Source organism: Xanthomonas boreopolis (assembly GCF_046529185.1).
GTDB classification, from domain to species: domain Bacteria; phylum Pseudomonadota; class Gammaproteobacteria; order Xanthomonadales; family Xanthomonadaceae; genus Pseudomonas_S; species Pseudomonas_S boreopolis.
The window spans coordinates 3,274,299-3,288,423 of the sequence record NZ_CP097162.1; the positions used below are offsets into that span (position 1 = coordinate 3,274,299).

Below are 14,125 nucleotides of genomic sequence, written 5' to 3' on the forward strand. Positions count from 1 at the left end.
CCCGATCCCGAAAAAACAGGCCCCGGCATCGCTGCCGGGGCCCGGTCGAATCGGCGCCTTGTTGCGATAGAACCTACTGCTGCTGCGATCCCGCCGGCTTGGCCGGCATCGGATGCTTGCCATCGCGCAAAACGTGATGGCCCCACAATCCCCCCCGCTTGGCGGCCGCCGCATCGAACTCGGCCTTGCTCAGCTTGCCGTCCTTGTCGGTATCGGCCGCGGCGAACCAGGCGTCGCGGCGCTGCTTGGCCAGGGCCTCGAAATCGGCCTTGTCGACGTAGCCGTCCTTGTTCGCGTCCATCTTGTCGAAGCGCGCGGCGAACTTCGGGTCGGCCTTGGCTTCCTCGCGGCTGATGCGGCCGTCCTTGTTGGTGTCGAGCTTGGCGAACAGCTCGCCGGGGCGCCCGTGGCCGCGATGGCCGAAGCGGAGCTCGTCCGGCGAGAGCTTGCCGTCCTTGTTCCTGTCCAGCTCGTCGAACTTGGCCGCCAGCCGCGGATCGGCCGCGGCCTCGCTGCGATCGATGACGCCATCGCCGTTCTTGTCCAGCGCGGCCAGCCTCGTCTTCATCGGGCTCGTGCCGGCGGCAGGCGGCGGATCGGCGGCGAACGCGGTACCGGCCGACAAGGCGGCCAGCACGGCGAGCGCGAGGAGGGGTTTGCGATAGGTCATGGGTTTGCTCCGTGAGAGGTGGACTGCACGATCCCGTCGCCGGGATCCGACAGGTCACGATCCGTACCGTGCAGGCCGATCGCGCCATCGCGGAGATCAACGAACCATGACGGCCGGCGTTGACCACATCGGGGCCGCATTCATCTACCGGACAGTCGCGGCGGCTGCGACGTCCAGGCGCTATGCTCATCGCCATGGCCATCCATGCCGACAACCGCGACGACCTGCGCCTGTTCCAGACCGGGCAGCATGCGTGCGGCTACTGGCCGGAGCGGCTGGCGCGCGACCTGGTGCTGGACCCGAACGATCCGCGGCTCGGTTCGATCTACCCGCAGGCGCTCGGCTGGGGCTTCCGCCGCTCCGGCGACCTGGTCTACCGGCCGCATTGCGAACACTGCCGGGCCTGCGTGCCGGTGCGCATCCCCGTGCGCGCGTTCGTGCCCGATCGCAGCCAGCGCCGCTGCATGGCGCGCAACGCCGACCTGGTCAGCCGCATCGTCGCCGCGCAGCGCACCGACGAGCAGTTGGCGCTGTACCAGCAGTACCTGCGCCACCGGCATCCCGGCGGCGGCATGGACGACCACGGTGCCAGCGAGTTCGACCAGTTCCTGATCGGGCGCTGGTCGCACGGGCGATTCATGGAGATCCGCGAACCGGGCGACCCGGGCCGGCGCGGCCGGCTGCTCGCGGTGGCGGTGACCGACGTGACCGAGCACGCGCTGTCGGCGGTCTACACGTTCTATGCGCCGGATGCCGCGGCGCGCGGGCTGGGCACGCTCGCGATCCTGCGGCAGATCGAATGGGCGCTCCGCGACGGCCTGGACCACCTCTATCTCGGCTATTGGATCCGCGGCCACGCCAAGATGGACTACAAGCGCCGCTTCCGTGCCCTGGAAGCCTACGACGGCCGGCAGTGGCGCGATTTCGCGTCAGCCTGGGGCGCGGTCAGCGCGATCCGCTGACGTTTCCGCAGGAACTGCTTCTGTGCGGGAGCGGATGAGGCTTTCCCATTTGAACCCCTGCACAAGGATGCGCAGGCTGTTGCAGAGGGATCTGCATGAACGCCGAAAGCCTCATCGCGGCTGAAGCCGCTCCCACAAAAAGCCGCCCTGCGAAAGCGCTGCTCAGGCCTTCAGCTCGATCGCGATCGCTTCGGCCGCCTCGCGCGCCGCCTGGCGGGCCGCATCGGTACTTTCGCCGCGCGCCAGCGTCACGCCGACGCGGCGATGGCCATGCACGCTCGGCTTGCCGAACAGGCGCAGTGCGGTGTCCGGCTGGCGCAGCGCGTCGGCCACGCCATGGAACACCGGCACGCCCTCGCCGTGCGCCAGCATCGCGCACGAGGCCGAGGGCCCGTTCTGGCGGATCGTCGGGATCGGCAGGCCGAGGATCGCGCGCGCATGCAGCGCGAACTCGCTCAGTTCCTGCGACACCAGCGTCACCAACCCGGTGTCGTGCGGGCGCGGCGAGACTTCGGAGAACCATACCCGGTCGCCCTTCACGAACAGCTCCACGCCGAACAGCCCCCAGCCGCCGAGGTCGTCGGTGACCGCCCTGGCGATGCGCTGCGCCTCGGCCAACGCGGCCGGCGACATCGGCTGCGGCTGCCAGCTCTCGCGGTAATCGCCGTCCTTCTGCCAGTGTCCGATCGGATCGCAGAACGAGGTGCCGCCGGCATGGCGCACGGTCAGCAAGGTGATCTCGTAGTCGAAGTCGACGAAGCCCTCGACGATGCAGCGCCCGGCGCCCGCCCGGCCGCCGGTCTGCGCGTATTCCCATGCCGGCTCGATGTCGGCGGCGCTGCGCAGCGTGCTCTGGCCCTTGCCCGAGGAGGACATCACCGGCTTGACCACGCACGGCATGCCGATCTCGGCCACGGCGGCGCGGTACTCCTGCAGCGTATCGACGAAGCGGTACGGCGACGTCGGCAGGCCGAGCGTCTCCGCGGCCAGCCGGCGGATGCCCTCGCGGTCCATCGTCAGCCGCGCCGCGCGGGCGGTCGGCACCACCTTCTGGCCGTGTTCCTGTTCGAGCTGCACCAGCGTCTCGGTATGGATCGCCTCGATCTCCGGCACGATCAGGTGCGGTTTTTCCAGCGCGACCAGCTGGCGCAGGGCCATCGCGTCGAGCATGTCGATCACATGCGAGCGGTGGGCGACCTGCATCGCCGGCGCGTCGGCATAGCGGTCGGCCGCGACCACTTCCACGCCGAAGCGCTGCAGTTCGATCGCCACCTCCTTGCCCAGCTCGCCCGAGCCGAGCAGCAGCACGCGGGTCGCGGACGGGGACAACGGCGTACCGAGCGTGGTCATGGCGGATCCGGGCGGGAAAGGGGCGCCAATTCTACCGGCCGGCGCCTGCCGGGACCGGCACTTGCATATTGATATCAATTTGATATCTTCCCGCCAACAACCCAAGGACGCCCCGCCATGAAAGAGAAGCCCCTCGCCTCGCTCCCCGGCATTCCGCTGGTCGTCGCCATCGTTGCGGTGTTCCTGGCCGCGGCCTGGGCGATCGTGGCGGCCGTCCTGGGCCACGCCCCGCTGCCGGGGCTGGTGATCACGATCGCTGCCGTGGCCTGCGCGGTCGGCATCTTCCTGCTGGCCGGCCTGTACATGCTCGAGCCCAACCAAGTCGCGGTGCTGAGCCTGTTCGGCAAGTACGTCGGCACCGCCAAGGACAGCGGCCTGCGCTGGAACAACCCCTTCTACGCGAAGAAGAAGGTCAGCCAGCGCGTGCGCAACTTCGAGAGCGGCCGGCTCAAGGTCAACGAGCTGGACGGCTCGCCGATCGAGATCGCCGCGGTGATCGTCTGGCAGGTGATGGACGCCTCCGAGGCGGTCTACAACGTCGACGACTACGAGAGCTTCGTGCACATCCAGTCCGAGGCCGCGCTGCGGGCGATGGCCACCAGCTACCCCTACGACCAGCACGAGGACGGCCAGATCTCGCTGCGCAGCCATCCCAACGAGATCAGCGAGCAGCTCAAGCGGCACCTCGACGAACGCCTCACCCAGGCCGGCGTGGACGTGATCGAGGCGCGCATCAGCCACCTCGCCTACGCCCCGGAGATCGCCCAGGCGATGCTGCAGCGGCAGCAGGCCAACGCGGTGATCGCCGCGCGCACCCGCATCGTCGCCGGCGCGGTCGGCATGGTCGAGATGGCGCTGGCCGAGCTGCAGAAGAACGGCGTGGTCGACCTCGACGAGGAACGCAAGGCGCACATGGTCAGCAACCTGCTGACGGTGCTGTGCTCCGATCGCGGCACCCAGCCGATCGTCAACGCCGGCTCGCTGTATTGACGGGGGGCGCCGGATGGACGTGATCGCGCCCCTGGTCCTCGCCCTGTCGGGCCTGCCCGCGCTGGCCATCGCGGCCTGGACCGGCCGCGCCGGGGATGCGCGCTCGCGCGGGCTGGGCCTGCGCTGGGCCCTGCTCGGCCTGGCGATCCTGCTGGGCGCGGTCGCCCTGTACTGGGCCGGCGACAGCCACCCGCGCATCTACGCCGTGGTCATCGCGCTGGTCGTGGCGGTGAACGCGCTGGCGCTCTCGATGGTGCGGCACCTGCGCCGAGGCGGGCCGGGATCGGACCGGTGAGCGAGAAACCGGAAAAGAAAGCCTACCCGCTGCGCATCAGCGCCGAGGTGCTGGCGGCCGCGCAGCGCTGGGCCGACGACGAGCTGCGCAGCCTCAACGCGCAGATCGAATACGTGCTGCGCGACGCACTGCGCAAGGCCGGCCGGCTGCCGAAAGCCGGCGATACTCCAGGCAAGGAAGAGACGCCATGAACGAACGCTGGCAATACCTGACCGTCGAGATCAAGCCCGGCCTGATGGGCGGCTTCAAGCGGGACGCCCTGCAGGAGGTCCTGAACAAGCACGGCCAACTGGGTTGGGAACTGGTGAACTTCGTGGTCATCAACTCGGTGTCGCCGTCGTTGGCGATCTTCAAGAAGGCGATCTGAGATGGCCCGCCACCTTGCGCTGCTGCCGTTGTCGATGGCATCGGTCGCCTCAGCGGCCGAACCGCAGCAAGCCGCGATGCGGTGGCCCGATCATCTCTGCATGGCCGACCGCGATACGTCCAGCCCGCCCGAGTACCGCCTACCTGCACACACCGGCACCCGTCTCGTCGGCGGCGGCACGCATGTATGGCCCGGTGCATCGCCATGAACGCCCGTTCCCGGCCCGATACGTCGCGCCGCTATTCGCTCGCACCCGCGGGGCGCTGGGGCCTGGTGCTGTGGCTATGGCTCCCTCTGCTCGCGGCCGCGGGCGCAGTGGCCTACGCCGCTCCGCACGACCGCACCTGGCTGCATGCCGGCATGCTCCTGGCGATCGCCATTGCGGGCTCGCTCGCGTTCCTGCGGCGCGGCATCGACTTGCAGGGGCTGGAACTCAAGGTCCGCTCGACCCTGTTCACCAAGCGTGTGGCGGTCCCGTCCATGCGGCTCGACGCCGCACGCATCGTCGATCTGGCCGAGCGCACCGACCTCAAGCCAGGCCTGAAGAAAATGGGCTTCGGCTATCCCGGTTTTTATTCCGGCCGGTACCGCACGCATGGCGGCCAGAACGCGTTCTGCCTGATCACCGACAGCCGCCGCGTACTAGCGATCCCGCTGCACGACGGCGGCTGGCTGCTCACCAGTCCGGAACGCCCGCGCCAATTGCTGCAAGACCTGCAACAGTTGGCCGGAACGCGCCGTACGCCCTAAGCTCTGCGCGTGCATACCGCTCCCACCCTGCTGGTCAACACCGCCGAGATCGAACTGTGGCCCGCGCCACTGCTGCGCGCGCGCAGCAACGCCGATGCGCGCGCGCTCGCGCGTTCGGACTGGCTGCTGCGACGCAAGCGCGATGGCCGGTACCTGGCGGCCGCATCGGCGCGGGCCCTGCACCCGCTGCTGCCGCGCCTGATGCGCGAACCCGGCATCGAAACGGCGCTCGATGCGCTGGACAGCCTGCTGTCCGGTGCCCGCCACCGTCTTCCGGAAGGCGCCCTGCCGCTCGACCGGCTCGAACGGCACCTGCAGCGGCTTGGACTGGATCCGGCGGAGTACGCGCAGGCCACCGGGCTCGCCACCGAGGCCGAACCCGCGCACCTCGTACTCGCCGGGTTCGATCGCTACCGCAGGCCGTTATGGCTGACCGCCGGCGCCGCGCGCGGCTGGCAGCGCATGCGCGATGCGGCCGGGCGCGACGGCATCGCGCTCGATGCGATCTCCGGCTACCGCAGCCACGACTACCAGCTCGGCATCTTCGAACGGAAGCTCGCGCGCGGCCAGGCCTTGCCGCAGATCCTGCAGGTCAACGCCGCCCCTGGCTTCAGCGAGCACCACAGCGGCAACGCGCTCGACATCGGCGCGCCGGGCGAGCCGCCGGCCGAGGAGAGCTTCGAGCGCACGCCCGCCTTCCATTGGCTGTCGCGCCACGCCGGCGATTTCGGCTTCCGCATGAGCTACCCGCGCGACAACCCGCATGGCATCGTCTACGAGCCCTGGCACTGGTGCTTCCGATCCGATCCCGCGCGGCCCTTGTAGGGCCGGCTTTCGTGGGAGCGGCTTCAGCCGCGGTGGGCTTTACTTTTCAATCCCCGCGGATGGATGTGCGCGCTTTGCGGAAGGGCCTGCACGTAAAGCCCCATCGCGGCTGAAGCCGCTCCCACAGAAGCAGGCTCCCGCAAAAACCGTTCCTGCAAGGAGACACTTTCCTCAGTCCTGCGAACGGTTGGTCGGCGCCTTCGCGCCCTCGACGAAGTCGGCGATCTTCCAGAGATACAGCCCGGCGTAGGTGCGATACGGCCCCCAGCGCTCGCCGCGCGCCGCCAGTTCCTTCGGGGTCGGCGCCGTTTCCAGCCGGTCCACGCGCTGGGCGCCCTTGCGGACGCCCAGGTCGTCCACCGGCAGTACGTCCGGGCGGCCGAGCCGGAACATCAGCATCATCTCCACCGTCCAGCGGCCGATGCCGCGGATCGGCACCAATGCCTCGACGATCGCGTCGTGATGCATGAACGCCATCTGCCGCAGCGACGGAATCTCGCCGGCCAGTTCGCGCCGCGCCAGGTCGCGCAAGGCCAGCATCTTGTTGCCGGACACGCCGCAGGCGCGCAGGGCGGCATCGTCGATCCGGCCCAGCGTGTCGGCATGCAGCCGCGTGCTGCCGATCGCGGCCTCGACCCGTCCGACGATGGTGGCCGCGGCCTTGCCGCTGAGTTGCTGGAACAGGATCGCCCGCGCCAGCGCATCGACCGGATCGAACGGCTTGCGCCATCCGGGTGGCGGCTCGACCGGCCCGATCCTGCGCATCCATGCCGCCAGCTTGCGATCGCGGCGCGACAGGTACTCGAACGCCGCCTCCACATCGAAACCACGTGCGTGCCTCGCCATCGGGCAGCTCCTCAGCGTCGCATCGCGTTGAACGCGAACAGCACCCAGCCGGCCATCATCGCGATGCCGCCGGCCGGGGCGAACCGGGTCGACCAGCCCCATAGCGCGCCGCCGAGCAGGCTGCCCGAGAACAGCAGCGTGCCGACCAGCAGCAGCGACAGCGCCAGCGTCTCCAGCAGGCGGTCGGCCTTGCGGCCCAGCGCGGCGAGCGCCACGCCGTGGCCGAAGGCATACAGCGCCGCAGTCTGCAGCCGCGACTGCGCGCTCGGATCGGCCACGCCGTGCGCGGCATAGGCCGCGAGCCCGATCGAGGCGGCGGCCAGCAGCCCGCCGATGCAGGCCAGCAGCGAAGGTTTGCGGGAACGGCGGTCGATCATGCGCATGGGGTTTCCAACGATAAGGCGGATCCGCGCGGAAACCCGTGCTCGCGGGGGAACACGCATTTCCGGGGCCGCAACGAAAAAGCGCGCCGCATTGCTGCGGCGCGCTCGTGTGACGGATCAACTCATCCGGCGTTCCGGGCTTACTTGATCGCCCAGTACACGTCGTAGGTGCCGTCGGTGGTGAACGACTTGTCCACGCCGCCCTTCCAGGCTTCGTACGGACGGTCCACCACGTCGTAGCCGCTGGTGACGGCCCAGGCACGCAGCGAGTTGCGCACCACGTCCAGGCCCGCCATGTGGCCGGTGAAGGTGCCGAACGCGGAACGGTGCGGCTCGGTGCGCATGTACTGCACCGGGGCGCCGGACGGCACGTTGACCTTCAGCTTGTCGCCGGTGGCGGCGACCGGGGTCGCATCGGCGGCGGCCGGGGCCTCGTCCTTCTTGGCGTCGTCCTTCTCGTCGGCCTTCGGCGCGGCACCGGCCTTCTTGCGCACCGGCTGCACGACGTCGAACGCGTACTTCTCGGCGGCGAAGTCGGTGGTCACGATGCGGACCGGACCGGCGGCCTCCAGGCCGTTGGCGTCCATGACGCGCTTGATCCACTCCTGGTTGTCCTTGATCGACTTCTTGATGGTGTCGTTGTCGCGGTCGATGTTGCCCGCGTTGACCACCAGCAGGTCCTCGGCCGGGACGTCGACGATCTTCAGGTCGCCCAGGATCGGCTTGCCGTCGATCTCGGTGCGGTAGTCGAAGTTCGGCACCGTCGCCAGGATGTTGCTCAGGCGCGACAGGCCCAGCTTCAGGTCGTCGCCGACATGGCGGCTGACGTACAGGCCGGCATAGCGCCCGAACAGGTTCCAGCCGTACTTGACGCTGTAGTCCTGGGTGATCTTGACGTTGCGGTTGTTCTTGCCGGTCGGCTGCAGCGCGAAGGAGGTCACCTTGTCATGGCCGCGGGTCGGATCCTCGATCGCGATCTCGATGCGCTCGTTCTTGACGCTGTCGGTGATCGTCCAGCTGCCCTGGCCGATGTAGCCTTCCTGCGAGCTGTAGTCGATGCGGGCGCCCTTGCCGTTGGCCGGGCCGGATACCTTCAGCTGGATCTTGGGATCGCGCAGCACCAGCGGGTTCCAGTCCTTGAAGCGCTGAAAGCCATTCAGCGTGTCGTACACGATCGTCATCTTGCGGTTGGTCTCGACGCTCTCGGACATGTGGCGCTCCGAGGGCAGAACCAGGCCCACCACGACGAACAGGCCAGCCACGATCCCCAAGGCGATCAGGAACTCGATAATACGGGTCATTCAGGAGTCTCCGGGGCCGATCCCACGGCCGGGTTGATTGAAGCGAAGCCCCCATCCTAGCAGGCTTCGCGGCAGATGTTCAGTTGCGGGTAAAGCGCTTTCCCATACCCGCGTGGAAACGGTGCCACCCGCGCTGCCATTGGCTCCCGGAAACCCTTGCCAGCCATGGATTTCCCGCCTGTCGGCCGGGGCCGCCGGATGGTTCCGTGCGGGTACGTACAGCCTCCTTGCGGGACGGGCCATGCGCCGGAGGCGCCAGCACCGTGCCGGCCGGACCACCCGCGGGCCCGGGGACCGGATCCGAAGGACTGGAGCGCGACGAACCGGTGGCGGGCCGTCAGACCAACTGCAGCTCGAAGGCCTTGAGCACCGCCCGGGTGCGGTCGCGCACCCCGAGCTTGGACAGGGCGAGCGGCCGTCGCCTGCGAGGCACCGCCTCGCACGGCCGCGAGCGCCCGCCGCGCTGCGGCGGGCAGGGGCATCCTGTCGATCAGACCAACTGCAGCTCGAAGGCCTTGAGCACCGCCCGGGTGCGGTCGCGCACCCCGAGCTTGGACAGGGCGAGCGGCCGTCGCCTGCGAGGCACCGCCTCGCACGGCCGCGAGCGCCCGCCGCGCTGCGGCGGGCAGGGCATCCTGTCGATCAGACCAATTGCAGCTCGAAGGCCTTGAGCACCGCCCGGGTGCGGTCGCGCACCCCGAGCTTGGACAGGGCGAGCGGCCGTCGCCCGCGAGGCACCGCCTCGCGCGGCCGCGAGCGCCCGCCGCGCTGCGGCGGGCAGGGCATCCTGTCGATCAGACCAACTGCAGCTCGAAGGCCTTGAGCACCGCCCGGGTGCGGTCGCGTACCCCGAGCTTGGACAGGGCGAGCGGCCGTCGCCTGCGAGGCACTGCCTCGCACGGCCGCGAGCGCCCGCCGCGCTGCGGCGGGCAGGACATCCTGTCGATCAGACCAACTGCAGCTCGAAGGCCTTGAGCACCGCCCGGGTGCGGTCGCGCACCCCGAGCTTGGACAGGATGTTGGAGACGTGGTTCTTGATCGTGCCTTCGGCCACGCCCAGCGAATTGGCGATCTCCTTGTTGGAGAAGCCCGAGGCCATCAGCCGCAGGATCTCGGTCTCGCGGTCGGTCAGCGGGTCCGGGCGGTCCAGGCTGACGAACTCGTTGCGCATGTGCTCCAGGCCCGACAGCAGGCGCTGGGTCACCGCCGGCTGCACCAGCGACCCGCCTTCGGCCACGGTGCGGATCGCGCCCACCAGCTGCTCCAGCGAGACGTCCTTGAGCAGGTAGCCCTTGGCCCCGGCCTTGAGGCCGGCCAGCACCAACTGGTCGTCGTCGAAGGTGGTCAGGATGATCGTCGGCGGCAGCGCGCCCGCCCGCGACAGCGTCTGCAGCGCCTCCAGGCCGGACATCACCGGCATGCGCATGTCCATCAGCACCACGTCGGGCTTCACCTGCGGGATCTGCTCCACGGCCTGGCGCCCGTCGCCGGCCTCGGCCACCACTTCGATGCCGTCGTCCAGTGCCAGCAGCGAGCGGATCCCCTGCCGCACCAGGGTTTGGTCGTCGACCAGACAGACTCGGATCATCACTGCGCTCCTAGGGCTTGTTAACGCTATTGGGATGGGCCGCGTCGCGGCGCCCGGCGTCCAGGCGGTCGTGCATGGCGCTGCGACCGGCTGGCCATCGCCCGTGCAGGCCGCGCGCGGCCACCGGGGTGCCGGGCACGGCAACCCGAAAGGCCGCCCTGGGGCGCGTGCGATGCTGCGCCATCACTTCATTCCTTATCAACATAAGCTCCCTCGCTCTTCCTTGCCTCACACGCGCCCAGGGGCGGCGTGGCCTGTCCCGATAGCGTCGACGAGCCCCGGCACGGCGGCCGGCATCAACGCGGGCGCGCCCGGGACCGAGGCGCGAAGGCGGAAGCCTGCGCCCCGGCGGGTTTCGATGTCCAGGCGGCCGCCATGCTGGGCCAGGCGTTCGCGCATGCCGCGCAGGCCGTTGCCGGGATCGATGTGATCGGCGCCCTGGCCGTCGTCGCGGGCATCGATCACCACGTCGCCGCCGTCGCGGAACACCCGGATCCACAGGTTGTTCGCGCCGGCGTGGCGGACCGCGTTGGTGATGATCTCCTGGGTGCAGCGCAGCAGCACGTGGGCCCGCTCGGGGTCCTCCACGGTCAACGGGGCGGCGATGTCCAGGTGGATCTCCAGGGATGGAACCTGCGCCACCAGCGGCCGCAGCGCCGCGGCCAGTTCGATCGCCCCGCTCTCGCGCAACTGGCTGACCGCCTCGCGCACGTCGGTGAGCAGCAGCTTGGCCAGGGTATGGGCCTGTTTCACGTGTTCCTGCGCCTGGCCCTCGGTGATGTGGCTGGCGACCTCCAGGTTCAGGCTCAGCGCGGTCAGGTGGTGGCCGAGCAAATCGTGGAGCTCGCGCGAGATGCGGGTGCGCTCGTTGACGCGGGCGCTCTCGGCCAGCAAGGCGCGGGTGGCGCGCAGCTCCGCATTCAGCCGGCGCTGCTCCTCGCGCGCCTCGGTCTGCTGGCGGGAAACCAGGCTGGTCACGAAGATGAACATCGAGAAGCCGCCGTACAGCAACGACTGCATCAACGCTTCCACCAGCGAGAAGCCGAGGATGAAGTAGTAGACCGGCAGCACCGCCAGCTGGCTCAGCAGCAGCCAGATCACGCCCAGCCGCGCCGGCAGCAACCACGGGATCACGCCCGCCGCCACCATCATCAGGATGCTGCCCAGGCCGGAACCGTTGAAGTAGCTCACCGCCAGCGCGCTGACGGTCAGCACCAGCAGGATCAGCCGGTCGTGCCAGCGCGCATGCCCGCCGCTGTCCAGGCCGCGGGTCAGCCAGAAATAGCTGACCCCGAACACCAGGTAGGCCAGGAACGGCCATACCGCCTCGCGGCTCGCCGTTTCCGGGTTTCCGCCCTGGACGAACAGGATCAGCAGCATCGGCACGCAGACGATGGCCCAGGTGAACAGGCCGGCGAAGCGCAGGACGCGGGTATGGCTGAGATATCCCAACATGGCCGCATCTTAGGCGGATCGCGCCGCGCCGCCCTGCTCCGGAAGTCACGCCCGCTTGGGTGCCGCTCAGGGCGGGTCATGCAATAATCCCGCGCAAGGTCCCGAGATCGGACCACCCGCGTTACCCCCGGAGTATCAATGTCGATCGTCATCCGCGACGTGCGCGAGCATGAGCTCGATTCCGTCCTGGCACTGAACAACAACGCCGGCCTGGCGATCCTGCCCCTGGACAGCGCCCGCCTGCACCATTTCTACGAGACCGCCGAGTATTTCCGCGTCGCCGAGCGCGACGGCAACCTGGCCGGCTTCCTGGTCGGCTTCGGCAGCGGCAGCGATCACGACAGCAGCAACTTCCGCTGGTTCCGCGAGCATTACCCGCATTTCTTCTACATCGACCGCATCGTGGTCGCCAGCCGCCGGCGCGGCGGCGGCGTGGGCCGGGCGTTCTACGCCGACGTGCAGAGCTACGCCGAGCTGCGCTATCCGCAGCTGGCCTGCGAGGTGTTCCTGGACCACGGCGCCGACGCCGCGCTGCTGTTCCACGGCAGCTTCGGCTTCCGCGAGGTCGGCCAGAACCTGATGCCCGAGGTCGACGTGCGCGCCAGCATGCTGCTGAAGGACCTGTGCAGCTACGAATGGGTGCACGACACCTACGGCGACGCGTTGCCGGAGGTGCCCTGGATCGGGCACCCCCGCCACCTGCCGCGCGCGCAGCGCCCGACGGGGACCTGAACGTGTCGGCGAACCTCGATTTCGAGCAGGCCGGCGAGCTGAAGATCGGCCAGGTGGGCATCGCCAACCTGCGCGTCCGCACGCTGGACGTGGAGAAGCTGGTGCAGGAGATGCGCGAGCGCGTGGCGCGCGCGCCGAAGCTGTTCGGGCGCGCCGCGGTGATCCTGGACTTCGGCGGGCTCTCGCAGGCGCCGGACCTGCCGACCGCGCAGGCGCTGCTGGACGGCCTGCGCCAGGCCGGCGTGCTGCCGGTGGCGCTGGCCTACGGCACCAGCAGCATCGAAGCGCTGTCCGAGCAGCTCGGGCTGCCGCTGCTGGCCAAGTTCCGCGCCCAGTACGAACGGATCGACGGCGGCGCCGCGGCCGCGGCGCCCGCGCCAGCTCCCCGGCAGGCCCCGCCGCCGCCCGCCGCCAAGCCGCTGGCCCAGCCCAAGCCCGGCCGCATGCAGCGCGCGGCGGTGCGCTCGGGCCAGCAGCTGTACGCGGAGAACTGCGACCTGACCGTGCTGAGCACGGTCGGCGCCGGCGCCGAAGTGATCGCCGACGGCAGCATCCACATCTACGGCACGCTGCGCGGCCGCGCCCTGGCCGGCGCGCGCGGCAACACCGAGGCGCGGATCTTCTGCCGCGACTTCCACGCCGAACTGGTCGCCATTGCCGGCCACTACAAGGTGCTGGACGATGTACCCATGGACCTGCGAGGCAAGGCCGTACAGGTCTGGCTGGAGCAGGATCAGATCAAGATCGCCGCCCTCGATTGAGCGGCTCCCTATCAAAAGAACAACATCGGGAGAAATCCTTTGGCTGAAATCATCGTAGTCACCTCCGGCAAGGGCGGCGTCGGCAAGACCACCACCAGCGCGAGCCTGGCCTGCGGGCTGGCGCGGCGCGGCAAGAAGGTCGCGGTCATCGACTTCGACGTGGGCCTTCGCAACCTCGACCTGATCATGGGCTGCGAGCGCCGCGTGGTGTACGACTTCGTCAACGTGGTGCACGGCGAGGCGACGCTGAAGCAGGCGTTGATCAAGGACAAGCGCTTCGAGAACCTGTACGTGCTGGCGGCCTCGCAGACGCGCGACAAGGACGCGCTGACCAAGGAAGGCGTCGAGAAGGTGCTCAAGGACCTGGCCGACGACGGCTTCGACTACATCGTCTGCGACTCGCCGGCGGGCATCGAGAAGGGCGCGTTCCTGGCGATGTACTTCGCCGACCGCGCGGTGGTGGTGGTCAACCCCGAGGTGTCCTCGGTGCGCGACTCGGACCGCATCATCGGCCTGCTCGATTCCAAGACCCACAAGGCCGAGAACGGCGGCACCGTGCCGGCCTCGCTGCTGCTGACCCGCTACAGCCCGGCGCGCGTGGAGGGCGGCGAGATGCTGTCCATCGCCGACGTCGAGGAAGTGCTGGGCCTGAAGGCGATCGGCGTGATCCCCGAATCGGGCGACGTGCTCAACGCCTCCAACAAGGGCGAACCGGTGATCCTGGACACCGAATCCCCGGCCGGACAGGCTTATGAAGACGCCGTTGGCCGCATCCTGGGCGAAGACCGCCCGATGCGCTTCACCACCGTGGAGAAGAAGGGCTTCTTCAGCAAGCTGTTCGGAGGGTAAG

18 protein-coding genes and 3 pseudogenes are annotated in these 14,125 nt (G+C 69.3%); 10 read left to right on the forward strand and 11 right to left on the reverse strand.

Features of this window, described 5'->3' with window-relative positions; translation table 11 throughout:
• Nucleotides 1-73: 73 nt before the first annotated feature.
• Nucleotides 74-670: an EF-hand domain-containing protein gene (locus M3M27_RS14670; RefSeq protein ID WP_434026107.1), complete on the reverse strand. Its 597-nt coding sequence runs from the start codon at nt 668-670 to the stop codon at nt 74-76.
• Nucleotides 671-864: 194 nt separating this feature from the next.
• Here M3M27_RS14670 and M3M27_RS14675 point away from each other — a divergent pair, with 194 nt between their 5' ends.
• Nucleotides 865-1,632, forward strand: coding sequence for an arginyltransferase (locus M3M27_RS14675; protein ID WP_140722953.1), 768 nt, complete (start codon nt 865-867; stop codon nt 1,630-1,632).
• Between the two features lie 162 nt (nt 1,633-1,794).
• Here M3M27_RS14675 and purT read toward each other — a convergent pair whose 3' ends face one another.
• Nucleotides 1,795-2,982, reverse strand: coding sequence for a formate-dependent phosphoribosylglycinamide formyltransferase (gene purT / locus M3M27_RS14680; protein WP_140722956.1), 1,188 nt, complete (start codon nt 2,980-2,982; stop codon nt 1,795-1,797).
• A 117-nt stretch (nt 2,983-3,099) separates the two neighbouring features.
• On the opposite strand from purT, the gene M3M27_RS14685 reads away from it, so the two are divergent.
• From M3M27_RS14685 to M3M27_RS14710, 6 genes are all read left to right on the forward strand, one after another.
• Nucleotides 3,100-3,972: an SPFH domain-containing protein gene (locus M3M27_RS14685; protein WP_434026108.1), complete on the forward strand. Its 873-nt coding sequence runs from the start codon at nt 3,100-3,102 to the stop codon at nt 3,970-3,972.
• 13 nt (nt 3,973-3,985) lie between these two features.
• Nucleotides 3,986-4,267: a hypothetical protein gene (locus tag M3M27_RS14690; protein ID WP_140722962.1), complete on the forward strand. Its 282-nt coding sequence runs from the start codon at nt 3,986-3,988 to the stop codon at nt 4,265-4,267.
• A complete protein-coding gene (locus M3M27_RS14695; RefSeq protein WP_140722965.1) occupies nt 4,264-4,458 on the forward strand; it encodes an Arc family DNA binding domain-containing protein in 195 nt (64 codons plus the stop codon). The genes M3M27_RS14690 and M3M27_RS14695 overlap by 4 nt, the downstream gene beginning before the upstream one ends.
• On the forward strand, nt 4,455-4,634 hold the full coding sequence (locus tag M3M27_RS14700) for a DUF4177 domain-containing protein (RefSeq protein ID WP_140722968.1): 180 nt from the start codon (nt 4,455-4,457) through the stop codon (nt 4,632-4,634). The genes M3M27_RS14695 and M3M27_RS14700 overlap by 4 nt, the downstream gene beginning before the upstream one ends.
• Nucleotides 4,635-4,838: 204 nt before the next feature.
• Nucleotides 4,839-5,384 (forward strand): PH domain-containing protein, encoded by a 546-nt coding sequence (locus M3M27_RS14705; protein WP_434026110.1) that lies wholly within the window; start codon nt 4,839-4,841, stop codon nt 5,382-5,384.
• 9 nt (nt 5,385-5,393) lie between these two features.
• On the forward strand, nt 5,394-6,209 hold the full coding sequence (locus M3M27_RS14710; protein WP_434026111.1) for a M15 family metallopeptidase: 816 nt from the start codon (nt 5,394-5,396) through the stop codon (nt 6,207-6,209).
• Nucleotides 6,210-6,380: 171 nt separating this feature from the next.
• Here M3M27_RS14710 and M3M27_RS14715 read toward each other — a convergent pair whose 3' ends face one another.
• The 9 genes and pseudogenes from M3M27_RS14715 to M3M27_RS14755 all read right to left on the reverse strand — a co-directional run bounded on the left by M3M27_RS14715 (nt 6,381) and on the right by M3M27_RS14755 (nt 11,782).
• Entirely contained in the window at nt 6,381-7,055 is a 675-nt protein-coding gene (locus M3M27_RS14715) for a DNA-3-methyladenine glycosylase family protein (protein ID WP_140722978.1), read from the reverse strand.
• Nucleotides 7,056-7,066: 11 nt separating this feature from the next.
• Complete coding sequence (locus M3M27_RS14720; RefSeq protein ID WP_140722981.1) at nt 7,067-7,438, reverse strand: DUF423 domain-containing protein; 372 nt, start codon at nt 7,436-7,438, stop codon at nt 7,067-7,069.
• Between the two features lie 140 nt (nt 7,439-7,578).
• Nucleotides 7,579-8,739: a polyketide cyclase gene (locus tag M3M27_RS14725; protein ID WP_434026112.1), complete on the reverse strand. Its 1,161-nt coding sequence runs from the start codon at nt 8,737-8,739 to the stop codon at nt 7,579-7,581.
• Between the two features lie 337 nt (nt 8,740-9,076).
• Nucleotides 9,077-9,145, reverse strand: a pseudogene (locus M3M27_RS14730) (DNA-binding response regulator); the annotation flags it as partial.
• A gap of 84 nt (nt 9,146-9,229) precedes the next feature.
• Nucleotides 9,230-9,373 carry a transcriptional regulator gene (locus M3M27_RS14735; RefSeq protein ID WP_434026113.1) on the reverse strand — a complete coding sequence of 48 codons (144 nt, stop codon included), beginning with the start codon at nt 9,371-9,373 and terminating at the stop codon, nt 9,230-9,232.
• Nucleotides 9,374-9,381: 8 nt separating this feature from the next.
• A pseudogene (locus M3M27_RS14740) lies at nt 9,382-9,450 on the reverse strand (DNA-binding response regulator); the annotation flags it as partial.
• An 83-nt stretch (nt 9,451-9,533) separates the two neighbouring features.
• Nucleotides 9,534-9,602 (reverse strand): annotated as a pseudogene (locus M3M27_RS14745) (DNA-binding response regulator); the annotation flags it as partial.
• 83 nt (nt 9,603-9,685) lie between these two features.
• The gene (locus M3M27_RS14750) at nt 9,686-10,327 is read right to left on the reverse strand and encodes a response regulator (RefSeq protein WP_140722990.1); all 642 of its coding nucleotides are present in this window, start codon (nt 10,325-10,327) and stop codon (nt 9,686-9,688) included.
• 228 nt (nt 10,328-10,555) lie between these two features.
• On the reverse strand, nt 10,556-11,782 hold the full coding sequence (locus tag M3M27_RS14755; RefSeq protein WP_434026114.1) for a sensor histidine kinase: 1,227 nt from the start codon (nt 11,780-11,782) through the stop codon (nt 10,556-10,558).
• A gap of 138 nt (nt 11,783-11,920) precedes the next feature.
• On the opposite strand from M3M27_RS14755, the gene M3M27_RS14760 reads away from it, so the two are divergent.
• Genes M3M27_RS14760 through minD form a run of 3 tightly spaced genes read left to right on the forward strand, consistent with a single transcriptional unit; the run spans nt 11,921 to nt 14,124 of the window.
• Nucleotides 11,921-12,514: a GNAT family N-acetyltransferase gene (locus tag M3M27_RS14760; RefSeq protein ID WP_140722997.1), complete on the forward strand. Its 594-nt coding sequence runs from the start codon at nt 11,921-11,923 to the stop codon at nt 12,512-12,514.
• A 2-nt stretch (nt 12,515-12,516) separates the two neighbouring features.
• Complete coding sequence (gene minC, locus M3M27_RS14765; protein ID WP_434026115.1) at nt 12,517-13,275, forward strand: septum site-determining protein MinC; 759 nt, start codon at nt 12,517-12,519, stop codon at nt 13,273-13,275.
• A 39-nt stretch (nt 13,276-13,314) separates the two neighbouring features.
• A complete protein-coding gene (minD, locus tag M3M27_RS14770) occupies nt 13,315-14,124 on the forward strand; it encodes a septum site-determining protein MinD (protein WP_140723003.1) in 810 nt (269 codons plus the stop codon).
• Nucleotide 14,125: the final 1 nt, after the last annotated feature.